The 23818-nt window shown below is 72.4% G+C and carries 19 protein-coding genes and 1 pseudogene; 9 read left to right on the top strand and 11 right to left on the bottom strand.

What is annotated here, in order from left to right:
• Positions 1–101 precede the first annotated feature (101 nt).
• Complete coding sequence (locus V2J85_RS30850) at positions 102–1583, bottom strand: hypothetical protein (protein ID WP_330823413.1); 1482 nt, start codon at positions 1581–1583, stop codon at positions 102–104.
• A 135-nt stretch (positions 1584–1718) separates the two neighbouring features.
• Between V2J85_RS30850 and V2J85_RS30845 the strand changes: the two genes are divergently transcribed.
• Together V2J85_RS30845 and V2J85_RS30840 are read left to right on the top strand one after the other, a co-directional pair.
• Entirely contained in the window at positions 1719–1859 is a 141-nt protein-coding gene (locus tag V2J85_RS30845; protein WP_330823411.1) for a hypothetical protein, read from the top strand.
• Positions 1860–2053: 194 nt separating this feature from the next.
• The gene (locus V2J85_RS30840; RefSeq protein WP_330823410.1) at positions 2054–3070 is read left to right on the top strand and encodes a chitinase; all 1017 of its coding nucleotides are present in this window, start codon (positions 2054–2056) and stop codon (positions 3068–3070) included.
• 96 nt (positions 3071–3166) lie between these two features.
• On the opposite strand, the gene V2J85_RS30835 is transcribed toward V2J85_RS30840, so the two are convergent.
• Positions 3167–4042 (bottom strand): S1 family peptidase, encoded by an 876-nt coding sequence (locus V2J85_RS30835; protein WP_261955945.1) that lies wholly within the window; start codon positions 4040–4042, stop codon positions 3167–3169.
• A gap of 244 nt (positions 4043–4286) precedes the next feature.
• Here V2J85_RS30835 and V2J85_RS30830 point away from each other — a divergent pair, with 244 nt between their 5' ends.
• Entirely contained in the window at positions 4287–5651 is a 1365-nt protein-coding gene (locus V2J85_RS30830) for a M14 family metallopeptidase (protein ID WP_330823409.1), read from the top strand.
• Positions 5652–5726: 75 nt separating this feature from the next.
• Here V2J85_RS30830 and V2J85_RS30825 read toward each other — a convergent pair whose 3' ends face one another.
• From V2J85_RS30825 to V2J85_RS30810, 4 genes are all read right to left on the bottom strand, one after another.
• Positions 5727–7211 (bottom strand): GntP family permease, encoded by a 1485-nt coding sequence (locus tag V2J85_RS30825; RefSeq protein ID WP_330823408.1) that lies wholly within the window; start codon positions 7209–7211, stop codon positions 5727–5729.
• Positions 7212–7326: 115 nt separating this feature from the next.
• Positions 7327–7737, bottom strand: coding sequence for a RidA family protein (locus tag V2J85_RS30820; RefSeq protein WP_261955948.1), 411 nt, complete (start codon positions 7735–7737; stop codon positions 7327–7329).
• A gap of 2 nt (positions 7738–7739) precedes the next feature.
• Entirely contained in the window at positions 7740–8498 is a 759-nt protein-coding gene (locus tag V2J85_RS30815; RefSeq protein ID WP_330823407.1) for an IclR family transcriptional regulator, read from the bottom strand.
• A gap of 73 nt (positions 8499–8571) precedes the next feature.
• Positions 8572–9705, bottom strand: coding sequence for a sugar kinase (locus V2J85_RS30810; protein WP_261955950.1), 1134 nt, complete (start codon positions 9703–9705; stop codon positions 8572–8574).
• A 210-nt stretch (positions 9706–9915) separates the two neighbouring features.
• Here V2J85_RS30810 and V2J85_RS30805 point away from each other — a divergent pair, with 210 nt between their 5' ends.
• Positions 9916–11205, top strand: a complete 1290-nt coding sequence (locus V2J85_RS30805) for an amino acid deaminase (protein ID WP_330823406.1) — start codon at positions 9916–9918, stop codon at positions 11203–11205.
• Between the two features lie 34 nt (positions 11206–11239).
• Positions 11240–12859 (top strand): N-acyl-D-amino-acid deacylase family protein, encoded by a 1620-nt coding sequence (locus V2J85_RS30800; protein WP_261955952.1) that lies wholly within the window; start codon positions 11240–11242, stop codon positions 12857–12859.
• Here V2J85_RS30800 and V2J85_RS30795 read toward each other — a convergent pair.
• Positions 12755–15007, bottom strand: coding sequence for a P-loop NTPase fold protein (locus V2J85_RS30795; RefSeq protein ID WP_261955953.1), 2253 nt, complete (start codon positions 15005–15007; stop codon positions 12755–12757). The genes V2J85_RS30800 and V2J85_RS30795 overlap by 105 nt on opposite strands.
• Positions 15008–15218: 211 nt before the next feature.
• Between V2J85_RS30795 and V2J85_RS30790 the strand changes: the two genes are divergently transcribed.
• Together V2J85_RS30790 and V2J85_RS30785 are read left to right on the top strand one after the other, a co-directional pair.
• The gene (locus V2J85_RS30790) at positions 15219–16430 is read left to right on the top strand and encodes a pyridoxal phosphate-dependent aminotransferase (RefSeq protein WP_261955954.1); all 1212 of its coding nucleotides are present in this window, start codon (positions 15219–15221) and stop codon (positions 16428–16430) included.
• An 85-nt stretch (positions 16431–16515) separates the two neighbouring features.
• Positions 16516–16977 carry an SCO4983 family protein gene (locus V2J85_RS30785; RefSeq protein WP_330823404.1) on the top strand — a complete coding sequence of 154 codons (462 nt, stop codon included), beginning with the start codon at positions 16516–16518 and terminating at the stop codon, positions 16975–16977.
• Between the two features lie 223 nt (positions 16978–17200).
• On the opposite strand, the gene V2J85_RS30780 is transcribed toward V2J85_RS30785, so the two are convergent.
• A complete protein-coding gene (locus V2J85_RS30780; RefSeq protein WP_261955956.1) occupies positions 17201–19030 on the bottom strand; it encodes a phosphoenolpyruvate carboxykinase (GTP) in 1830 nt (609 codons plus the stop codon).
• A gap of 238 nt (positions 19031–19268) precedes the next feature.
• On the opposite strand from V2J85_RS30780, the gene trhA reads away from it, so the two are divergent.
• Positions 19269–19985: a PAQR family membrane homeostasis protein TrhA gene (gene trhA, locus V2J85_RS30775; RefSeq protein WP_330823403.1), complete on the top strand. Its 717-nt coding sequence runs from the start codon at positions 19269–19271 to the stop codon at positions 19983–19985.
• A 183-nt stretch (positions 19986–20168) separates the two neighbouring features.
• On the top strand, positions 20169–20837 hold the full coding sequence (locus tag V2J85_RS30770; RefSeq protein ID WP_330823401.1) for a TetR/AcrR family transcriptional regulator: 669 nt from the start codon (positions 20169–20171) through the stop codon (positions 20835–20837).
• Here V2J85_RS30770 and V2J85_RS30765 read toward each other — a convergent pair.
• The 3 genes and pseudogenes from V2J85_RS30765 to V2J85_RS30755 all read right to left on the bottom strand — a co-directional run bounded on the left by V2J85_RS30765 (position 20827) and on the right by V2J85_RS30755 (position 23809).
• Positions 20827–21255, bottom strand: a complete 429-nt coding sequence (locus V2J85_RS30765) for a MerR family transcriptional regulator (protein WP_261955959.1) — start codon at positions 21253–21255, stop codon at positions 20827–20829. The two genes, V2J85_RS30770 and V2J85_RS30765, sit on opposite strands and share 11 nt — an antisense overlap.
• 89 nt (positions 21256–21344) lie before the next feature.
• Positions 21345–22716: pseudogene (locus V2J85_RS30760) on the bottom strand (amidase).
• Between the two features lie 85 nt (positions 22717–22801).
• Positions 22802–23809, bottom strand: coding sequence for an MDR family NADP-dependent oxidoreductase (locus V2J85_RS30755; protein ID WP_261955961.1), 1008 nt, complete (start codon positions 23807–23809; stop codon positions 22802–22804).
• Positions 23810–23818: the final 9 nt, after the last annotated feature.

Genomic DNA, 23818 nt, shown 5'->3' with positions numbered 1-23818 from the left:
GGGGGGGGGGGGGGGGGGGGGGGGGGGGGGGGGGCCCGGGGGGGCGGGGGGGGGGCGGGGGGGGGGGGGGGCGGTTCGGGGGGCGGCCGGCTCGGTCGGTGTCAGCGGGCGCGGGCCACCGTCCGTGGGGTGCCGGGGACGCCGGAGACGCCGGGCACGTCCGGCTCGCCGGCGAAGTCGGGGTGGCCGGGGAGGTGGTTGCGGCCGGGCGCGGTGCGCGGGACGTCGGTCGCGTACGGGTTCCCCGGGACGGGGCGGCCCGACCCGTAGGGGTTCCCCGGAACTCCGGGCCCGGGGACGCCGTTCGGGAGGTCCGGCCCGCGGACATCCACCTCCCCCGGTACGCCCCGGCCGGCGGGCGCGCCACCGTATCCGTCCGGCACCCCCGGCCCGCCGGGCACGCCCGACGGCGCCACCGGTGCCAGCCCCCGCTCGGCCCAGGGCGCGGACGGCGGCGGGCCGGACTGCGGTGCCGGGGCGGGAGACGGGGCGGGCGAAGGGCTGGCAGAAGGGGTGGCGGAAGGGTCGGGAGCCGGGGACGGGGCCGGGGCCGCGGGCGACTCGCCGGCCGGACCAGGGGCCGGGAGCGCCTGCGGGTCCGGGCTCCGGGGCGGGAGCCGGTCCGCCGCCGGGCGCGGGGCGTTCGCCGCCTCCGCTCCCGGCCCGGCTATGGCCGCGGGGCCGCGCCCGGCCGAGCCACCGCCGCGCGCCGCCCGGTCCCTGGCCAGCGGTGCCGTGCAGAACGCGCACCGGTCGCCGAGCACTTCCAGCCCGCACCAGCCGCACTCCTCGCGCCGTACCGACGCGACCAGTTGGCGGAGGATCGCCGGGTCCGGGATGCCCGCGGCGAATTCGATCAGCTTCTGGGTGCCCCACCACCGCGCGGACTCGGCGGGCAGCCGCACCTCGTAGGCCCCCTGCACCTGCCAGGCCGGGGCGAGGGCGCCGGTGACCCAGTCCGTGGTGAGCTGGCCGCGGGCGACCGCGAGTTCGGTGGCGAATCCGGGCGGCCGCAGCCCGGCCTCGGTGGCGTGCCGGTCCAGGTGCACCAACTGCGGTTCGGGGTGGGCCAGGACGGCGAAGTGGGCGCCGGGCAGCCAGGACTTCACATGGGCGCGCAGATCGACCTCGATGCGGTCCAGCCCGGTGACGCTGCCCAGCAGGGCACCGGCATGGATGTAATGGGTCAGCAGCCGGGCCGCGCTGGCCAGTACGCCGGGGCTGAAGTCGCACAGGGACAACTGCCGCAACTGACGCGCCAGCAGGGCGACGCCGAGCGGCGGCAGGGAGACCGGGACGATGGCGATCCGGTCGCTCTCCAGGACGGCGCGGAGGGTGTGCAGCCGCCGGATGTGCTCGGGCGGGCAGGCGGAGGAGTACAGCGCGACGAGGTGGCCGTGGTGTTCCAGCACCGCGCTGGTCTCCGTCAGCGCGTCGTCCAGGGGCGCCAGATGCGGTGCGGGCAGGACGACGGCGGCGGGTGTCCGCCCGTCGACGGCGGCACCTCCCTGCGCGAACGGAGTCGAGAGCAGGGGGGAAGGCAGCGTGAGGTCAGGGCTGGTGACTGCAATCGCGGTCGGCACGTCGCTCCCCCACTCCCTCCGGCCGCCGGGGGTCCCGGGACCGCGGATCGGCACAGCTCTGCGCCATCGGCGCCATACGCTCAGCACTTTATCCACAGAGATACGTCCCGGAGAACACGTTCTGGGCTACTCGTCATGACCATCGCGGCGGCCGAAGCGACCGCCGCCGCCATGAGCCGCGCGATGACCTCCGCGATGACCTTCGACCGGAGGGAATCCGTGCATACCGCCCCGAACGGCGAGAACGGCAACTCCCGCTTGTGGCAAGGACCTTGACAGGAGCATTGGTCTGGACCACGTTGTACGGCACGCACGCACAGGGGCCCCTGAACGCGCATCCGCACCACCCCTCTCACCGTCCCCCCACTCCCCACACGGAGGCAGTCGTGGTTCGCGCACGATCAGATGCGGTTCGCGCAGGTTCAGGTTCGTTGGGCGCACGGTCGGTCACGGGCGTACACAAGGTCAGGGTGAGACTGCTCGCCGGGCTGGCCGCCGCGGTGCTGACCTCGGCCGGTCTCGTCGCCGCCGGCACCGCCCAGGCCTCGCCGGAACACCCGGCCGCGGCCGCCGCCCGGGCCACCGGCTCCGCGGCGCACCCCGCCGCCGTCCCCGCGCACGCCCTCACCGGCTACTGGCAGAACTTCAACAACGGTGCCACGGTGCAGAAACTCAAGGACGTCGACGACGCCTACGACATCATCGCGGTGGCGTTCGCCGACGCCACCGACCGGCCCGGGGCGGTCACCTTCCACCTCGACCCGGCCGTCGGCTACGGCTCCGTCGACGACTTCACGGCGGACATCAAGGCCGAGCAGGCGGCCGGCAAGTCCGTGATCCTCTCGGTCGGCGGCGAGAAGGGGGCGATCTCGGTCAACGACGACGCCTCCGCGAAGAACTTCGCCGACTCGGTCGACAAGCTCATGGACGACTACGGCTTCGACGGCGTCGACATCGACCTGGAGAACGGCCTCAACGCGACGTACATGACCCAGGCCCTGAAGGCGGTGCACGCCGCGCACGGCGACGTCGTGGTGACCATGGCCCCGCAGACCATCGACATGCAGTCGCCGCAGAACGAGTACTTCAAGACGGCGCTCGGCATCAAGGACTTCCTGACCGCCGTCAACATGCAGTACTACAACAGCGGTTCCATGAACGGCTGTGACGGCAAGGTCTACGCCCAGGGCTCGGTGGACTTCTTGACCTCGCTCGCCTGCATCCAGCTCGAAAACGGCCTGGACCCGTCGCAGGTCGGCATCGGCGTCCCGGCGTCCGACCGCGCGGCCACCAGCGGCCACGTCGCCCCGTCCGTCGTCAACGACGCGCTCGACTGCCTGACCAAGGGCACGGGCTGCGGCGCGTTCACGCCGCCGAAGAAGTACCCGGGGCTGCGCGGCGCGATGACCTGGTCCACCAACTGGGACGCCGCCAACGGCAACGAGTTCGCCCACCAGGTGGGCACCCACGTCCACGGCCTCCCGTAGGGGATCCCTGCGGACGCCCCCAGCCGCCGCCCCCCACTGCCAGGTCCCGCGCACACGGTGCACGGGACCTGGCGCCGTTCCGTCAGCTGTGGCAGGTCACCTCCGCACGCCCGCCGGCTTCGGCAGCGCACAGCCCGCCGCGCTCAGGTCCAGCTTGTTCCCGGCGCCGAAGCACTTCGGGATCCCGTAGGTCTCCTCGGCGTAGTTGGTGCCCTGGTGCACCGTGACGTTGCCGTTCTCGTCGACCTCGCACGGGTTGTTGACGGTGCACTTCTCGCCGTCCTCGTTGCCCGTGTTGTTGATCGCCGCGACCTTGCCCGTCGTGGTGTCGACCACCGGCGAACCGGACGTGCCGCCTATGGTCTTGCACTCCGGGGTGTAGCGGACCGAGTCCTTCCAGGTCCAGTCGCCCTCCTTGAGGGTGGGCACGAACCCGTCGATGCTGCAGGTGTAGATCTTCTTCCAGTAGCCGGAGACCACACTGATCCCCGCGCCCTTGGCCGGGTGCTCGGTGGCCAGTTCCAGCGGCTTGATCCCGTACTTCTGCTCGATCTGGGCGTACGTGGAGCCGGTCTGGTAGATCGTGACGTCGGTGTCGGTCATCGTCGCGTAGGCGACCTTGGTGGCCCTGATCGTGCCCACGCCGCGCGCCGACTTGTCGAGCAGGGTGAAGCTGCGGCGGGACGGCTGGTCGACGATCACCTCACCGGCGCCGGGCATACCGCTTTCCAGACAGTGACCGTTGGACATCACCAGCGCCGGGTCGTTCGGCTGCGAGGTGGGCATCCGCACCACCGAGCCGGAGCAGTTGCTCAGCGCCACGGTGCCGGCGAAGTCCACCGCCTTGGTCTTGTGCTGCGCGTGGTGGGACGCCGCCGCACCGGGCGCCGCCTGCGCCGTCGTGACGGTGCCCACCAGGGCTGCGGCTCCCAGCACGGCCGTGGCCAGGGTGCCGACGAGAGGTCTGTTCATGTGGGGGTCCTCTCAGCTTCTGTACCGAGAGTCCGCACGAACCCTCGGTTTTGTCGTGCGCATTGTCAGCGCCACACCCCACCGGGGCAACCAATCCACCGAAATCGATGGGAAGTTGACGGGCACCGCGGCCGCCCCGGACTCTCCCCGCCCCGCCACATCTGGCCATCCCGCACCTTGACCCGCCCATGCCAACCCCAAACACTGGCGGCGTCGCTTCGACTCACACCCCACAGGAGACCGCATGCGACCACGGATACGCGGCGGACGGTCGACCGTCCTTGCCGCGCTGCTCTCCCTCGCGCTCGCCGCCCCGATCACCGCCGCACAGGCCCTGGGCTCTCCGGCCGGAGCCGCCGTCGGTGCCGCCGCGGCGGACGGCGGGGACCGGGCCCAGGACCTGCAGCCCCATCAGTACGAGGTCACCGGGCCGGCCACGCCGGCGGCCCGTACCGCGCTCGCGGCGACCGGCGTCAGCATCGACGAGGTGCACGCCCGGGCCGTCGTCATCACGGCCGACCGGACCCAGGCCGCCGCCGTACGTCACCTCGGGTACGGCATCCGGCAGTTGCCCGACAGCCCGGGGGCCGCGCCGGCCGCTCCCGGTACCCGCGTCAAGGACTTCCCGCCCGGCTACACCGGCTACCACACCTACGCCGAGGCCACGAAGGAGATCGACACCCTCGTCGCCAAGTACCCGGCGATCCTGTCCAAGCAGGTCATCGGCAGGTCCCACGAGGGCCGCGACATCCTCGCCCTCAAGCTCAGCAAGAACGTCACCAAGGACGAGAACGAGCCCGAGGTGCTCTTCACGGCCCATCAGCACGCCCGGGAACACCTCACCGTGGAGATGGCCCTCTACCTCCTCAATGAGCTGACCTCGAAGTACGGTGCGGACCCGCGCGTGACGAAGATCCTCGATTCGCGGGAGATCTGGATCGTGCCGGACCTCAACCCGGACGGCGGGGAGTACGACATCGCCTCCGGGTCGTTCCGCAGCTGGCGGAAGAACCGGCAGCCCAACGCCGGGAGCAGCGAGGTCGGCACGGACCTGAACCGCAACTGGGACTTCAAGTGGGGCTGCTGCAACGGCTCCTCCGACGACCCGGGCGACGAGACCTACCGCGGCCCCTCCCCCGCCTCCGCGCCCGAGGTGCAGGTCGTCTCGAAGTTCGTGCGCAGCCGCGTCGTCGGCGGTGTGCAGCAGATCAAGGCCGCCATCGACTTCCACACGTACAGCGAACTCGTCCTGTGGCCCTTCGGGTTCACCAACGACCCCACCGGCCCCGGCATGACCCAGGACGAACACGACACCTTCGCCACCCTCGGCAAGAAGATGGCCGCCACCAACGGCTACACCCCGGAGCAGTCCAGCGAGCTCTACATCACCGACGGCGCCATCGACGACTGGCTGTGGGGGGACCAGAAGATCTTTGCTTACACCTTCGAGATGTTCCCGTCGTCCGGACACGGCGGCTTCTACCCGAAGGACTCGGTGATCGCGAAGGAGACCGCACGCAACCGGGAGGCGGTGCTCCAGCTGCTGGAGACCGCGGACTGCGTGTACCGCGTGATCGGCAAGGAAGGGCAGTACTGCAAGGGCAGTTGAGCCGCGGGTGGGTTGCGGACCCGCACGGAGGCACGGGCCGCCGCGTCGCTGCGGGGAGGCGGCGGCCCGTGCCCGTCACACCAGCAGGCTCACCAGCGCCGCCACCGCGAACCCCGCGACCGAGAGGACCGATTCCAGCACCGTCCAGGTCTTCAGCGTGTCGCGTTCGGTGATGCCGAAGTACTTGCTGACCATCCAGAACCCGCCGTCGTTCACGTGCGAGGCGAAGATCGAGCCCGCCGAGATCGCCATGATGACGAGTGCGACGAAGGGCTGCGAGTGGTGGCCCGCCTCGATCAGCGGCCAGACGATGCCGGCCGTGGTGACGATCGCGACGGTCGCCGAGCCCTGGGCCACGCGCAGGACGAGGGAGATCAGGTAGGCGAGGACGATCACCGGCAGGCCGATGCCCTTGAAGGTGTCGGAGAGCGCCTGGGCGACGCCGCTGCCCTTGAGGACCGCGCCGAAGATCCCGCCGGCGCCGACGACCAGCAGGATGTTGCCGACCGGCTTCAGGGCGGCGGTGGACACCGTCTCCAGGGACTTGCGGGACCAGCCGCGGCGGATGCCGAGCAGGTAGTACGCGAGCAGCAGCGCGAGGGTCAGGGCGACGAAGGGGTGGCCGAAGAACTCGACGACCGAGCGGGCGGTGGAGGGCGCGAGGGCGATCGAGGAGAAGGTGGCGAGCAGGATCAGGACGAGCGGGGTGCCGATGATGGCGAAGACGGTGCCGAGCGGGACCGGCTTCTCCGCCGGCGTGACGCCGGCCCGGTGCTGTTCCTCCGTCAGCGCGGCCTTCGCCTCCGCCGCGGCCTCCACCATGTCCTGCGGCACGGGCACGAAGATCCGCTTGCCGATCCAGGCGGCCCAGCCCCAGGCGGCGAGGACGGCGGGGAGGCCGCAGACGATGCCCATGAGGATGACCCAGCCGAGGTCGACGTGGAGCAGGCCCGCCGCCGCCACCGGACCCGGGTGCGGGGGCAGGAAGGCGTGGGTCATGGACAGGCCGGCGAGCAGCGGCATGCAGTACAGGACGATCGACTTGCCACCCCTCTTGGCGGCCGCGTAGACGATCGGTGCGAGGACGAAGATGCCGACGTCGAAGAAGACCGGTATGCCGAAGATCAGGCCGGTCAGTCCCATGGCGAGCGGCGCGCGCCGCTCGCCGAAGAGGTGGAGCAGGCGGGAGGCCAGCACCTCGGCGCCGCCGGAGACTTCGAGCACCGCCCCGAGCATGGTGCCGAGGCCGATGATGATCGCGACGTGGCCGAGGGTGCCGCCCATGCCGGACTCGATGAGCGAGACGGCGTCGGACTTCTGGACGGTGCCGAAGAGTTCGGTGACGGAGAGGCCGGCGCCGAGTCCGACGGCTGTCGAGACCGCCAGGAGGGCCACGAACGGCTGGAGCCTGATCTTGATGATCAGGAAGAGCAGCAGCACGATGCCGAGCGCGGCAACGGTCAGCAGTCCGGCGGTGCCGCCGATGAGGGGGAGGATGCCGCCGGTGTGGGGTGGTGTTCCGGCAGGGGTGGCGGCCGCGAGCGGGGCGAACGGGGACATCGTTGACCTCGTAAGTGCATGAGACTTTCAGGGCAGGAGGGATCGCGGCACGGCACACCGCGCTGGTGTGCCGCCCCGTGACGACGTACGGCTTGCTGTTGGTGCGGGGGAGGGCTCAGCCCAGGACGGCGAGCGCGTCGATCTCGATGAGCAGGCCCTTGGGCAGACCGACGTAGACGGTCGTGCGGGCGGCCGGGGCCTCCTTGAGGCCCTGCTCCTCGAAGTACTGGTTGTAGATCTCGTTCATCTCGGCGAAGTGGTCGGTGTCCGTGAGGTAGACGCGCATCATCATCACGTCGTCCCAGGTCGCGCCGCCCTCTTCGAGGATCGCCCGGACGTTGGCGAAGGTCTGCAGGGTCTGCTCGCGCAGGGTCGGGCCGGCCGGGGTGGGGGCCTGGCCGTCGACCGCGGGGAGGAAGCCGACCTGGCCCGCGACCTGGAGGATGTTGCCCTTCTTCACGCCGTGGGAGAACTTCGCGGGCGGGGTGGTGTGGGTGGCCGGGGTGAGGGCGGTCTTCTCGCTCATGCTCATGCTTCCTTGGTCGGTGTACTGCCGGAGTACTCCCGGCTGATGGCGTCGGCGGTGCGGCGCACCAGTGGGAGCAGGGTGAGGAGTTCCTCGGCGGAGACGACGACGTTCGGTGCGGAGACCGACATGGCGGCGACGACGCGGCCGTCCGCGCCGCGGACGGGAGCCGCGACGCAGTTGATGGACTCCTCGTGGCCACCGAGGTCGGTGGCCCAGCCCTGTTCGCGGACCTTGGCCAGTTCGGCGAGGAAGGCCGCGGCGTCGGGGGTCGAACGGGCCGTGTAGCGGGGGTAGTCGAGCGTCGAGGCGAGGGCGCGGCGCTCGGCTTCCGGGAGGTCGGCGAGGAGCAGTTTGGCCACCGCGGCGACGGTGATCGCGACGGGCTTGCCGATCCGGGAGTACATCCGGACCGGGTAGCGGCTCTCGACCTTGTCGATGTAGAGGACCTCGTTCTCCTCGTGGACGGCGAGGTGGACCGTGTGCCCGCACTGCTCGTTGAGTTCGACGAGGTGCGGGTGGGCGATCTCGCGTACGTCGAGGTTCTCGACGGCCTCCTGGGCGAGCGCGAAGAGGCGGGCGCCGAGGCGGTAGCGCTGGTCGGCCTGCCGGTAGACCAGGCCGTGTTCGTGGAGGGTGCGCAGCAGCCGCAGGGCGGTGGACTTGTGCACGCCGAGCCGGTCGGCGACCTGGCCGAGGTCGGCGGGTCCCTCGGCGAGCAGCGGCAGGATGCTGAGCGCGCGGTCGACGGTCTGGCTCATGCTCGTGCCTCGCTTCGCTCGGCCCTGCCTTCGCCAGGGACGCGCCTCTCGACGGCTCTCTCACTTCGCTCGTTCACGGCGTGTGTACCTCCTCGACGGCCTCCTGAGTGGCTGCGATCCAGCCGGGGCCGAGGTGCAGTTTCTCCCAGGCGTCCGCGTCGAGCGCGGCCAGCCGGTCGGCGAGGGCCCGGCCGGGCGGGGCCGCGAGGTCGCCGGGGACGGTGAGGGCGGCGGCGGCGAAGAGGTGGCCGTGGCGGACGCGGGCGCGCAGCGGCAGGCCGCGGAGGGTGGCGGAGAGGAAGCCGGCGGCGAACGCGTCACCGGCGCCGACGGCGGCGACGACGTCCACGTCCGGGGCGCGGACGGCCACGCGTTCGCCGCCGTGCCCCTCGGCCCGTTCCCCGCCGTGGAAGACGACGGCCCCGCCCGCGCCCCGCTTGACCACCAGGAACTCCGGCTCGGGCAGGGCCTCGCGGATCGCCCGGCCGCCGTGCAGGCCCCAGGCGTCCCGGGCCTCGTCCTCGCCGACGAACACCAGGTCGGCCCCGCGCGCGAGGTCGAGCAGGACCCGCGGGCCGATGGGGGTACCTCCCTGCGCGAGCGGAGCCGAGAGCTGGGGGGAGCCGCGCCACAGGCCGGGCCGGTGGTTGACGTCGAACGAGACGAGGGGGCGGCGGCCGGGGCGACGCGCGGTCAGGGTGTGCAGCAGGTCGAGGCAGTCGGCGGAGAGGGCCGCGGTGATACCGGACAGGTGCAGGATCCGGCCGTCCTGGAGGGCGCCGGTGTCCAGGGTGGTCACGGACATGGCGGAGGCCGCGGAACCGGCGCGGTAGTAGGCGACCTCGTGGGCGTCGGTGGCGCGGTCGCCGGCGGTGCGGAAGTAGATGCCGGTGGGGCGGTCGCGGTCGCGGCGCACCGCGGAGGTGTCGACGCCGTATCCGGCGATGGTCTCGACGAGGTGGTCGCCGAAACCGTCGGCGCCGACCCGGCTGACCCACTTCGTGCGGTGGCCGGCGGCGGCGAGCATGCAGGCGACGTTGGACTCCGCACCGCCGATGGCGCGGTCGAAGGAGGGGACGTCGGCGAGCCGTCCGGGCCGGCCGGGCAGGAAGGTGACCATGGACTCGCCGAGGCAGACGACCTCGGCGGCCGGGGCGGGGGTGCCGCCCGGGCCGTGGATGCCGCTGACGTCCGGGGTCGTGGTCACGATCGTGTGCGCTCCTTCGCTGGACCGGCCCGGGCGGGCCGTGCGCGGCCCGCCGTCCCCGGAGGTTTTCCCGGCGAGGTCCGCCATTTCCTGCGGTTTCCCGCCGTGTTTCCCACCATTGACCGGGCGATGGCCCGGATGTTAGACAGCTGTCAGCGATATGCGCAATGGTCGTTGCAGAGCATGCAACATGATCTTTGAGGAGGCCCCATGACGGGGGAGCGGCTCGCGCAGGGACTTGCGGAACTCGCGGACGAACGTGTCGATCACCGCTTCAAGGGGCTTCCCCCGGACGCCGAGGGACTGACCGTCGGCGAGCTGGCCGCCGAGCGCCGCAACCTCTTCGACGGCGGGTTCACCACCCCCGTCCTGGCCCTCTCCGCGGAGGCCGTCGAGCACAACCTGGCCGCCCTGGAGACCTACTCCACCCGGCACGGCCTGGCCTTCGCCCCGCACGGCAAGACCTGCATGGCCCCCCAGCTCTTCGCCCGCCAGCTGGAGCACGGCGCCTGGGGCATCACCGCGGCCGTCCCGCACCAGGCCCGGGTCTACCGCACGTACGGCATCCAGCGGATCTTCCTGGCCAACGAGCTGGTGGACGCCGCCGCGCTGCGCTGGCTGGCCGGTGAGCTGGCCGCCGACCCCGACTTCCGCTTCGTCTGCTACGTCGACTCGCTGCCCGGCATCGCGCTGATGGACGCCGCGCTGCGGGAGGCCGGCGCCACCCGCCCGGTCGACGTGGTCATCGAACTGGGCGCGGGCGAGGGCGCGCGCACCGGCGTCCGCACCGAGGCCGAGTGCCTCGAACTCGCCGACGCCATCGCGGGCGTGGACACCCTCCGGCTGGTGGGCGTCGCCGGGTACGAGGGCGAGGTGCCGGACGCCGACAGCGAGCGGGTGCGCGCCTGGCTGCGCCGGCTGGTGGCACTGGCCGTGGAGTTCGACAAGGCCGGCCGGTTCGCCGACCTGGACCGGATCGTCGTCAGCGCCGGCGGCAGCGCCTGGTTCGACGCGGTCGCCGAGGTCTTCGAGGAGATCCCCGCCCTGTCGGCACCGGTCCTCAAGCTGCTGCGCTCGGGCGCGTACGTCTCGCACGACGACGGCCACTACCGCCGGCTGACCCCCTTCAACCGCATCCCGGACGAGGGCGATCTGCAGCCCGCCTTCCGGCTGTGGGCGCAGGTCGTCTCCCGCCCCACGCCCGGCCAGGCGTTCCTCAACGCGGGCAAGCGCGATGCGGCCCACGACCTGGACCTGCCGCGGGCCCAGGTCGTGCGGTCCGGCCGGGACGGCAGCGAGCGGCCGGCGGACGGGATCACCGTCACCGGGCTGTCCGACCAGCACGCCTGGCTGGCGACGGAACGCGCCGGGGACGTCGAGGTCGGCGACTGGGTCGGGCTGGGCCTGTCCCACCCGTGCACGTCCTTCGACAAGTGGCAGCTGATCCCGCTGGTCGAACGGGACGGCACGGTCGTCGACTTCGTCCGCACCTTCTTCTGACCCCCCGCTTCCGCCCGAGCCGAGAGGCCCCGCCATGGACCTGGTCATCCGCGACGTACGCGTCCTCGACGGCACCGGCGGGGCCTCCTACCGGGCGGATGTGGCGCTCGACGGCGGCCGGATCGCCGCCGTCGTGCGCGCGGGCGGCGGCCGCCGCCCCACCGCCCGCCGCACCCTGGACGCCGGCGGCCTCGCCCTCTCCCCCGGCTTCATCGACATGCACGCGCACAGCGACCTGGCGCTGCTGCGCGACCCGGCGCACGAGGCCAAGGCCGCCCAGGGCGTCACCCTCGAAGTCCTCGGCCAGGACGGCCTGTCGTACGCACCGGTCGACGACCGCACCCTCGCCCAGGTCCGCCAGGCCGTCACCGGCTGGAACGGCGGCGGCCCCGGGGACACCTCCCTCGACTTCGACTGGCGCACGGTCGGCGGGTACCTCGACCGCCTGGACCTCGGCTTCGACGGACAGGGCATCGCGGTCAACGCCGCCTACCTCGTCCCGCAGGGCACGGTCCGGATGTACGCGGTCGGCTGGGACGACCGGGACGCGACCCCGGCCGAGCTCGACCACATGAAACGCCTGGTCGCCGACGGCCTGGAACAGGGCGCCGTCGGCATGTCGTCCGGCCTCACCTACACCCCCGGCATGTACGCCAAGGACGCCGAACTCACCGAACTGTGCCGGGTCGTGGCCGCGTACGACGGCTACTACTGTCCCCACCACCGCAGTTACGGGGCGGGCGCCCTGGACGCGTACGAGGAGATGGTCGACCTCGCGCGCACCGCCGGCTGCGCCCTCCATCTCGCCCACGCCACCATGAACTTCGGCGTGAACCAGGGCCGGGCCGCCGACCTCCTCGCCCTCCTCGACGACGCGATCGCGGCGGGCGCGGACATCAGCCTCGACACCTACCCGTACACCCCCGGCTCCACGACTCTCGTGGCGATGCTGCCGAGTTGGGCCAACGAGGGCGGCCCGGAGGCCACCCTCGCCCGGCTCCGCGACGACGAGACCGCCGAGCGCATCCGCCACCACGTCGAGGAGCTCGGCTCGGACGGCTGCCACGGCGTACCGATCGAGTGGGACACCATCGAGATCTCCGGCGTCGCCGACCCCGCGCTCGCCTCCGGCGTCGGCAAGACGGTCGCCCGGGCCGCCGCCGAGCGCGCCGAGGCCCCCTGGGTCACCGCCCGCCGCCTCCTCCTCGACGACCGCCTCGGCTCGACGATCCTGCAGCACGTCGGGCACGAGGAGAACGTCCGCGCGATCATGCAGCACCCGGTGCACACCGGCGGCAGCGACGGGATCCTCCAGGGCGACAAGCCGCACCCGCGCGCGTACGGCACCTTCCCGCACTACCTCGGCCACTACGCCCGCGAGTTGGGGGTGCTGTCCCTGGAGGAGTGCGTGGCCCATCTGACGGGCCGTCCGGCGGCCCGGCTACGGCTGCCCGACCGCGGCCTCGTCCGCGAGGGCTACCGCGCCGACCTGGTCCTCTTCGACCCGGACACGGTGGCGGCGGGCTCGACGTTCGAGGCCCCGCGGACGCTACCCGTCGGCATCCCGCACGTCCTGATCGACGGGCGCTTCGTCATCGAGGACGGCCGCCGGACGGACGTCCTGGCGGGGCGGGCGGTGCGACGCACTCCATAGGGGCACCTCGGACCGGGTCCGCTCCCGGACGGCGGCCAGGACCAGGTCGCCCAGCTCCTGCTCGTTGTTGGTGAGCGAGGCGCCCAGGGTCGTGGCGCGCTCCTCGCGGTCCGGGGACCGGCGGATGGTGAAGAAGACCACCGGCCCGTCGTACTGCCCGTCCTCCTTGAGGCGTTCCACCATGACGAAGCCCGCGGTGTGGTCCCGCCCCCGGCTGATGTCGGAGATCAGCAGGTCGGGGGTGTGGGTGCGGAGCGCCCGCACGGCGTCGACGCTGTTCTCCACATGCGTCACCTGCGCCCCGAGACCCTCCAGCACCGTGCGCACCACGGCCTTGCGCTCCGGCTGGTCGTCGACCCACAGGACGTGGAACGGCGGCAGTGGCAGGTACGGGCTCTGCTGCCCGTATCCGGACTGCGGCATCGGCTGCGGGTAGGCGGATTGCGGCTGCTGCGGGTACCCACCGCCCTGCTGCCCCGGCTGCGGGTAGCCGGACTGCGGTACCGACCGCGGGTAGCCCGACTGCGGCACAGCCTGCGGGTAGCCGCCCTGCGGGGGGTACGCGGACGCCGGCTGCGGCTGCTGCCGCACCGCTCCCGGGCCCGGCCCCCCGGCGCCGCCCATCCCCGCGTACGGCTCCTCGCCCGACCAGGCCAGCGGCGGGCCGAAGCCCATGCCGTGGCCGTCCGCGCGGCCGTCCGGCAGGCTCTGCCACATCGGGGCCCACTCCTGGGACATCCGGGTCGGCTCGTCGCCGGAACCCTGCGGGCCCTCGCGCAGCCGTTGCAGCAGCCGGTCCGCGTCCGGGCGGGCGGTCAGCTCGTCGACCAGCGAGGTGAACGCCGGATTGATCACCAAGGTGGGGAATTCCGTGGGGAGTTGACGCTCCAGCGCGGTCAGCACCGCCTCGCCCGACTCCCCGAGCGGCGCCGGCGCCAGCAGGTCGTACGAGGCGAGGAAGGTCCGCACCCTGGTGAGTTCGTGGTCCGGGGGCGGGACCGCGGCCGCGGACAGCAGCGTGCGCCGCACCTCGCGGTAGGTACGGAACTCGGCCACCACATCGCCGTCCACCGTGCCGGACGGGCCGGTCATCATCCGGTAGAAGTCGGGATAGAAGTACTGCAGCAGCAGCGTCCTGATCACCGCGTCGGGGCCGAAGTCACGCCAGACCGGGTTCAGGGTCGCTTCCAGCACGAAGCCGTTGACCAGGCGTTTGATGCGGCGCGGGTTGCGGTCCGAGCGCTGGACCAGCAGATCCACCAGGGCGTCGTCGAGCAGCGGCTCGATGCCGGCGGTCCGGGCGCACCACCGGATGTAGTCCTTGACGCCGTGGTTGTCGGGGGCCGGAATCCGGTAGCTGGTCTGGAAGATCTTCTCCAGGAACGCCGAACCGGCCGGCGACAGATCGCGCAGCAGCCCGTTGGGCCCCAGCGCCGACCGGTCGCAGCCGATCATGAACGCCAGCCCGGGCACGTCCAGGTAGACCTTCACCGCCTCGCAGACCGCGAGCACCGTCTCCTCCGAGCAGCGGTCGAGGTCGTCGATGAAGACCACCAGGAGCCGGCGCGGCCGGAACTCGGTGTTCTGCGACCATTCCTGCACCAGCTCGCCGATCGCCCCGCGCATCTCGTTGCGCGCCTGGGAGTTGACCGACAGGCCCTTCCACAGCTCGTCGACGAGGCCGGCCATCCCGAGCGGTCCCGCGACGACGGTGGTCAGGGCCCGGGCCGCCCGCAGCAGGGCGCGCCGCTCGCTGACCCGGGCCAGACCGCGGCGCAGCACCCGTCGGTCGAAGCGCATCAGGACGGACTTGATCAGCCCTTCCAGCGCGTCGGCGCCGGTCGAGGTCCAGGCGTTGTACCAGACCGTGTGGACGTCGGGGGCGTGCGCCAGGTCCGCGTCGACCAGCCGCATCAGGCTGCTCTTGCCCATGCCCCAGCCGGCGTCGACGGCGAGGGTGAAGGGGGTGGACCCGCGGGAGGCGACGAGCAGGCCGGCGAGCTGGCGGGCGGCGCGTCCGGCGCCGAGCAGATCCGCGCCGGGCTCGGCCACCGGCTCGTCGTTGAGGAGCGCGAACGGGCCGTGCGACGGGGGCGCGGTGACGGCCGGCGCGGCCGCGGCGGGAGGTAACGGGGCCGAGGTGGGCATGCGCCCGGAGCGTACCGGGACGGCCGTGCGCCCGCGCACCCCGCCGCGAAATCAGCAGCACCCCGGCCGGCTGCCCCTGCCGGCCGGCGGCGTCCGGCGCGACACCCGGACCCTTCGCCGTCACCGATGGTGAGGAACCCCACACCCTGCGCTCATCAACGTGGGGAAAAACACCGGGCGGGCGGCGAAACACGCCCGTAAGGTGGCGGACATGCAGGTGATCCAGTCAACGAAGCTCGCCAACGTCTGCTACGAAATCCGTGGCCCGGTGCTCGAGGAGGCCATGCGGCTGGAGGCAGCGGGTCACCGCATCCTCAAGCTGAACACCGGCAACCCGGCGGCGTTCGGCTTCGAGTGCCCGCCCGAGATCCTGGAGGACATCCTCCGCACGGTCGGGACGGCGCACGGCTACGGCGACGCGAAGGGCCTGCTGTCCGCCCGCCGCGCGGTGATGCAGCACTACCAGACCAAGGGCATCGAGCTCTCGGTCGACGACATCTACCTGGGCAACGGCGTCTCCGAGCTGATCCAGATGTCGATGCAGGCGCTGCTGGACGACGGCGACGAGGTGCTCGTGCCGGCCCCGGACTACCCGCTGTGGACCGCCTCGGTCTCGCTGTCCGGCGGCACCGCCGTGCACTACCGCTGCGACGAGCAGGCCGACTGGATGCCCGACCTGGCCGACATCGAGCGCAAGATCACCGACCGCACCAAGGCCATCGTCGTCATCAACCCCAACAACCCGACCGGCGCGGTGTACGACGACACGCTGCTCCAGGGCATCGCGGAGATCGCCCGGCGGCACAACCTGATCGTCTGCGCCGACGAGATCTACGACAAGATCCTCTTCGACGGGGTCACCCACACCCCGTTCGCCGCGCTCGCCCCGGACCTGCTGACCCTGACCTTCAACGGCCTGTCCAAGGCGTACCGGGTCGCCGGCTACCGCAGCGGCTGGCTGGCGGTCTGCGGCCCGAAGGCGCACGCCTCCTCGTACATCGAGGGGCTGACGATCCTCGCCAACATGCGGCTGTGCGCCAACATGCCGGCCCAGCACGCGGTCGCCACGGCGCTCGGCGGCCGTCAGTCGATCAACGACCTCGTACTGCCCGGCGGCCGACTGCTGGAGCAGCGCGACACCGCGTACGAGCTGCTGACGCAGATCCCCGGGGTCAGCTGCGTGAAGCCGAAGGGCGCGCTGTACGCCTTCCCGCGGCTGGACCCCAAGGTGTACAAGATCAAGGACGACCGGCAGATGGTGCTGGACCTGCTGCGCGCCGAGAAGATCATGATCGTGCACGGCACCGGCTTCAACTGGCCCGAGCCGGACCACTTCCGGCTGGTCACCCTGCCCAGCAAGGACGATCTGGCGGACGCGGTGACCCGGATCGGCACCTTCCTCGACGGTTACGGACAGTACTGAGCCGGGCCGACTTCTATACGACCCACAACTTTAGACAGCGTCTAAGCTAGGATGGCTTCCTGGACATTTTTCAGGAGGCCGTCCCATGTACGAACCGATCCGCACCAAGTCGGTCCACACCATGGCCGCCGCCCCGGAGATCCCGCACCGCTCCCGCGAGGAGGAGCTGGACATCCGGCTCGCCGGACAGCTGACCGCACTGCTCACCGTCACCGACGAGCTGCACGCCCTGGCCCGGCGCCAGGACGCCCGCCCGGCCGGGGACCCCGGCGCCGGACCGGCCCCGGACGCCGCCGCGCTGGCCGAGGCCGCCGACCGTATCGCCGAGCAGGTCGCGCGGCTGAGCGGCGGCCACTACCCGCTGCGCGCCGAGCCCTCGGACGCCGGCAGCCCGTCCCGCGCGGCGGCGCTCCAGCAGCGCGCCCGCACCCTGGCCGGCAACGCCCTGGCGGTCGCCACGTCCCGCGGCGACACCGCGGTGATCGCCCTGGCGGCCGAGCGGATGGAGGCCCACACGGGGCCGGTACGGGACCTGGCCAGCGCCTGAGGCAGGGCCTGAGGAGCCACCGCTCCCCGACCCGGCCGCCGCGGCCCGTTCACTCCACCGGCCCATCGGCCCCGGCCCGCCCGGGCGACCGGCCCGCGCCGGCCTCCGCCTCGCGCTCCGTCACCACAGGCCCGGCGCTCCGCAGGGAACACGGCCGGGGCCCCACACCCTCGGTGCGGGGCCCCGGCCGGATGCCCGGCGGCAGCGTCAGCGTCGGCGGCGGTCAGCCGAGGCGCTGCACCAACGCGCGGTACTCGTCCCACAGTTCCTTCGGCGTGTGGTCACCGAAGGTGTTGAGGTGCTCGGGAACCAGCGCCGCCTCCTCGCGCCACACGTCCTTGTCGACGGTGAGCAGGAAGTCGAGGTCGGTGTCGCTGAGGTCGAGACCCTCGGTGTCCAGCGAACCCTTGGCGGGCAGCACGCCGATGGGGGTCTCCACGCCCTCGGCCTTGCCCTCCAGCCGCTCCACGATCCACTTGAGCACCCGGCTGTTCTCGCCGAAGCCCGGCCACACGAAGCGGCCCGCGTCGTCCTTGCGGAACCAGTTGACGTAGTAGATCTTCGGCAGCTTGGACTGGTCCTTGTCCTTGGCCACGTCGACCCAGTGGGCCATGTAGTCGCCCATGTTGTAGCCGCAGAACGGCAGCATGGCGAACGGGTCGCGGCGCAGCTCGCCGACCTTGCCCTCGGCCGCGGCGGTCTTCTCCGACGCCACGTTCGCGCCGAGGAAGACGCCGTGCTGCCAGCTCAGCGACTCGGTCACCAGCGGTACGGCGCTGGCCCGGCGGCCACCGAAGAGGATGGCCGAGATCGGCACGCCCCGCGGGTCCTCCCACTCGGGCGCGATGATCGGGCACTGGCCGGCCGGGACGGTGAACCGGGCGTTGGGGTGCGCGGCCGGCGTCCCGGACTCCGGGGTCCAGTCGTTGCCCTTCCAGTCCGTGAGGTGCTCGGGCTGCTCCTGGGTCATGCCCTCCCACCACACGTCGCCGTCGTCGGTCAGCGCGACGTTGGTGAAGACGGAGTTGCCCCACAGGGTCTTCATGGCGTTGGCGTTGGTGTGTTCGCCGGTGCCGGGCGCGACGCCGAAGAAGCCGGCCTCGGGGTTGATCGCGTAGAGGCGGCCGTCCTCGCCGAAGCGCATCCAGGCGATGTCGTCGCCGATGGTCTCGACCGTCCAGCCGGAGATCGTGGGCTCCAGCATGGCGAGGTTGGTCTTGCCGCAGGCGGACGGGAAGGCGGCGGCCACGTACTTCGACTCGCCCTGCGGCGGGGTGAGCTTGAGGATCAGCATGTGCTCGGCCAGCCAGCCCTCGTCACGGGCCATCACCGACGCGATGCGCAGCGCGTAGCACTTCTTGCCGAGCAGGGCGTTGCCGCCGTAGCCGGAGCCGTAGGACCAGATCTCGCGGTCCTCGGGGAAGTGCGAGATGTACTTGGTGGAGTTGCACGGCCACGGAACGTCGGCCTCGCCCTCCGCCAGCGGCGCGCCGAGGGTGTGCACCGCCTTGACGAAGAAGCCGTCCTCACCGAGCTCGTCGAGGACCGGCTGCCCCATGCGCGTCATGGTGCGCATGGAGACCGCGACGTACGCGGAGTCGGTGATCTCCACGCCGAGGGCGGACAGCGGCGAACCCAGCGGGCCCATGCAGAACGGAACGACGTACATCGTCCGCCCCTTCATCGCACCGCGGAAGATGCCGCCCTCGCCGCCCGCGCCGGTGAAGATCTCCCGCATCTCGGCGGGGGCCTTCCAGTGGTTGGTCGGGCCGGCGTCCGCCTCCTTCTCGGAGCAGATGAAGGTGCGGTCCTCGACACGGGCCACGTCCGAGGGGTCGGAGGCGGCGTAGTACGAGTTGGGGCGCTTGATCGGGTCGAGCTTCTTGAACGTCCCCCTGGCGACGAGCTCCTCCGCGAGCCGCTCGTACTCGGCCTCGGAGCCGTCACACCAGACGACCCGGTCGGGCTGGGTGATCGCTGCAATTTCGTCGACCCAGGCAATGAGTCCCTGGTGACGGGTCGGGACGGTGGGAGCCGCGTTGTCGCGCGCCACGATCGCTCCTAGATGAGGGTGTGGACGGATATATGCCCGGTGTGCCGGGAAAATCCGCTTCTTTTGGTTGTTGCCCCTTGGGGGCCGCGACCCGGATGCTTCGTGACCGCTCATCCGGTGCCGTCCGCACTCATTTGATCATCCGACCCGAATACCGATCTGTCCAGAGGGCACCTTCGTGACCGTCACCACTCGTGGACGAACCGGTAACCTACGGTCGCGTAGCTAGCATTGCGCCATGACTTCCGCGCCCGACGCCGCCGAGAACCGGCCCGCCACCGCGTCCCCCGCGATCGCGGCGGTCGCCGCCACTGCCGCACCGCTCAAACCCAAACTCCGCGGCTGGCTGCACGCCGGGATGTTCCCCGCCGTCCTGCTCTCCGGGGTGTTCCTCACCGCATTCGCCGACAGCCCCCGCGGCCGTCTGGCCTGCGCCATCTACACCCTGACCGCCTGCCTGCTGTTCGGCGTCAGCGCCCTTTACCACCGCGGCGATTGGGGCCCGCGCGCGGACCGCGTACTGCGCCGCCTCGATCACGCCAACATCTTCCTGATCATCGCCGGCACCTACACCCCCTTCACCATGCTGCTCGTGCCCGGATCACGCGGGCAGGTGCTCCTCTGGGCGATCTGGGCGGCCGCGCTCGCCGGAATCATCTTCCGCGTCTTCTGGGTCGGCGCGCCCCGCTGGCTCTACACCCCCTGCTACATCGCCATGGGCTGGGCCGCCGTCTTCTTCCTCCCCGATTTCCTGCGCACCGGCGGGGTCGCCGTCCTCGTGCTCGTCGTCATCGGCGGCCTGCTCTACAGCGCCGGCGGCGTCATCTACGGCATCAAGCGTCCCAACCCCTCTCCCCGCTGGTTCGGCTTCCACGAGGTCTTCCACTCCTTCACGCTCGCCGCCTTCGCCGTCCACTACGTCGGCATCTCGCTGGTGGCCTACACGCACGCCTGAGACACCGGATCCCCACGCAGCACCCGAAGCTCACGGAGCTCACCCGGCCCGCGTTTCACGCTCCGTGGATCCCCTTGCTTCACAGCGTGACAGACGCCACTGACAACGGCGGCGGCTCGGCCGGGGCGCGGGCCCGGGCGCGACCGTGGCCCCCCGGACGACCGGTGCCCGAGAATGCTGTGCATGGTCTCCGCACGCACCGCCGCCACCCGGACCGGAACGCCGAAGCCCGGGCTGCGGGAACGGAAGAAGGTCAAGACCCGGCAGGCGATCCGGCGGGCCGCATACCGGCTCTTCGCGGAGCGGGGCTACGACGCCACCCCCGTCGACCGGATCGCCGAGGCCGCCGACGTCTCGCCGAGCACGGTCTTCCGCTACTTCCCCACCAAGGAAGACCTCGTGCTCACCGACGAGTACGACACCGTGCTGGCCACCGGACTGCGGTCCCGGCCGGCGGACGAGCCGATCGTCGAGTCCGTCCGCCGGGTCACCGTCGAGGCACTGCACCGCCTCTCCCCCGAGGACCGCACCGACCTCGTCCAGCGCATCCGGCTGGTCCGCGAGGTGCCCGCGATCCGCGGCCGTACGGCGGAGAACACCGCCCGGGACACCGCCACGATCTGCGCCGTCCTGGCCGAGCGCACCGGCCGCCCGGCCGACGACCTGGAACTACGGGTCGTCAGCGCGGCCGTCCTGGCCGCACTCCAGGAGGCGATGCTGGCCTGGGTGGCGGGGGCCGGGACGCCCGGGGAAGGCGGGACGCCCGGGGAAGGCGGGACGCCCGGTCTGGAGGAGCTGGTCCGGCTGATCCACCAGACGATGGACGTGCTGGCGCGCGGGCTCACGTCGTAGCGGCGGGGGCCTCCGGGGGCGGCGCGGCGCCCGGACCGTCCGCCGGCTCGCCCAGGCGTGCCGCGAGCCGCGCCCGTAGTTGGGAGAGCCGCTCGATGCGGTCGTCCAGGTCCGCGAGCCGGCGCCGGGCCACCGCTTCCGCCGTCGAACACCGTTCCGCGCGCGGGTCCTTGGGGATCAGTGCGGGCACGCCCTCGGGCGGCATGGTGCGCAGCAGATGCGCGAAGGCCCGTACGTCGCCCACCGTCAGCCCGGCCTCGCGCAGTTCGCGGACCGCCCGGAGCCGGCGGATGTCCTCGGCGTCGTAGACCCGGTGCCCGGAAGGGGTCCTCCGGGCCGTCACCAGGCCCTGCTGTTCGTAGTAGCGCAGTGCCCTTGGTGTCATCCCGGCGGCCGCCGCGGCGTCCCCGATCCGCATCGGCGCCTCCCGTGGCGGGGCGGCCCACCGCCCCTCGTCCCTCGGGCTCCCCCGGTGCTCCGCTCCCTCGCGGTCCCCCGTCCTGTCGTTCAGCGCCCGCTCGCCCCCTCGCCACCCGCCCCGTTCAGGACGCGTTCGATGCCGGTCGCCGCGTCCAGCAGGGCCTCGTCCGCGCCCTCGGCGGCGACGAGTTGGAGCCCCAGCGGCAGCCCGTCGGCGGCCCGTCCGGCGGGCAGACTGAGGGACGGCAGACCGGCGTTGCTCCAGGGCAGGCACATGATCGAGGTGCCGGTGGTGGTGAGGTCGGCGGGTGCCGGGCCGGTGGCCGCCGGGGCGAGCCACAGGTCGATGCCGGCCCCGGCCGACGCGGCGGCGAGCCGGGCGCGGAACGCGGCCCGGCGCGTCCGGGCCGCTTCGTAGGCGGCGTCCCCGATCGCCTGCCCCTGCCGGATGGCCGCCGTGGTCTGCTCGCGGTAGCGGTCGCCGAAGCGCGCGAACCAGTCGGCGTGGGCCCGGGCGACCTCGTAGCGGTTCATCGTGAACAACTGCTCCACGACCGCGTCGAAATCGTCCATCACCGGGACCTCGCGGACCTCGTACCCGGCGTCGCCCAACAGCTCGCGCTGCTCCTTGAAGGCGCGCAGCGCCTCCTCACCGGCGCGCTCCAGATAGGGGCCCACCGGCACGCCCAGCACCGGGCGCGAGGGCCGGCCCGGGACCGGGACCTGCTCCGGACGTTCCGGGCCACCGCGCCCGCCGCGCCAGCCGTCGAGGAGCACCGAGGCGGCCAGCGCGACGCCCGCCACGTCCGTGGCGTACCACCCCAGGGTGTCGAAGCTGAGGGCGTTGGGGATCACGCCGTCGAGCGGTATCCGCCCGTACGTGGGCTTGAAGCCGACCACGCCGCAGTAGGCGGCGGGCCGGATCATCGAGCCGACGGTCTGCGTCCCGAGGGCCAGCGGCACCATGCCGGCGGCGACCGCGGCCGCCGAACCGCTGCTGGAACCCCCGGGCGTATGGGCGGGGTGGTGCGGGTTGCGGGTCGGGCCGGGGGCCGTGACGGCGAACTCCGCGGTAACGGTCTTGCCCGCCACACAGGGCGCCGGCCGCGCGCAGCCGGTCCACCACGACGGCCTGCGCACCGGCCAGCACCTCGGGCGGCAGGGCCGATCCGGCGCGGGTGGGCAGGCCGTCCACCCGCACGATGTCCTTGATGCCGACCGGTACGCCGTGGAGCGCGGGCCGCCCGGCGGGGCCCGGCGGACCGGCCGCCGCCAGCTCCCGCGCCGCCTCCAGGAGCCGCGTACGCCGCCCGTCCTCGGGCACGAAGGCCCGCACCTGCGGATCGGCGGCGTCGATGCGGTCGCAGGTGCGCCGCACCGCGTCGACGGGATCGTCCGCGCCGGACCGCAGCGCCGCGGCCTCCTGGACAAGGGACCGGTGCCCCAGCAAGGTCGTCACGCCCGCAGGCTACAACCGGCCGCCGACAACGGCCGGTTGGGCGACGACCACGGCCCCGGCCCGCACCCGGACCGCTGCCCCGACCTCACAACTCCACGACGACCGCGCCCAGATGGCGGCCCTCGGTGAGCTCGCGCAGCGCCCGGGGTGCCTGTTCGATGCCCTGCAGCCGGGCGTGCGGGAAGGTGAGGGTGCCGTCCCGGAGGCCCGCGGCGAACCGCCGGTTCCACTGGGGGATCAGGTCCAGGTGCTTGTAGAGGGCGATGCCGCGCAGGGTGATGCTCCGGATGAGCAGCGAGAGGCTGTCGACCGCCACCTTGACGGTCGTGCCGTCCTGGGAGAGCTGACTGGCCAGGGCGCCCACGATGGCGACCCGGGCGTCGCGGTTGGCGAGGGCGAGGGCGGCCTCCAGCTGCTCGCCGCCGACGTTGTCGAAGACCGCGTCGATGCCGTCCGGTGCCGCCTCGCGCAGCTGCTCCTCGATGGGGCCCGCACCGCGGATGACCACCGCGTCGTAGCCCAGTTCCTTGATCAGGCGGTCGGCCTTCTGCTGTGACCCGGTGCTGCCGATGACCCGGGCCGCGCCGAACTGGCGGGCGACCTGTCCGGCCAGGGTGCCCACGCCGCCGGCCGCGCCGGTGACGAACACCGTGTCGCCGGGCCGTACTTCGGCGCCGCGCTCGATGCCCATCAGGGCGGTGGCCCCCTGGGAGAGGTACGCGGCGGGGTCGGGCATCAGGTCCGGGTCGAGGCGGGTCGCCGCGTCGGCGTCGAGCAGCGCGTACTCACGCCAGCCGAGTTGGTGTTCCACCAGGTCACCGGGGTTGAGGTCGGTACCGGGGGCGGCCACGACCTCGCCGATCGCATGGCCGTGCAGCGGCGCCCCGACCTCGTAGGAGGGGATGGGCACGTCGTTGTGCTCGTCCATCAGGCTGCGCATCACGGCGCCGAGGCCCATGTGGGTGTTGCGGACCAGCACCTGGCCGGGCCCGGGTTCGGGGACCGGGACCTCCACGATCTCGAAGAGGTCATCGGTGACCGGCCCCGTGGGGCGGGCGGCCAGGCGGACTTCGCGGTATGTGCGGTTCGTCATGACCCGAGG

Origin of the sequence: Streptomyces bugieae, from assembly GCF_036352915.1 — a bacterium.
GTDB classification, from domain to species: domain Bacteria; phylum Actinomycetota; class Actinomycetes; order Streptomycetales; family Streptomycetaceae; genus Streptomyces; species Streptomyces endophytica.
This window is presented reverse-complemented; position numbering and strand designations above follow the sequence as displayed.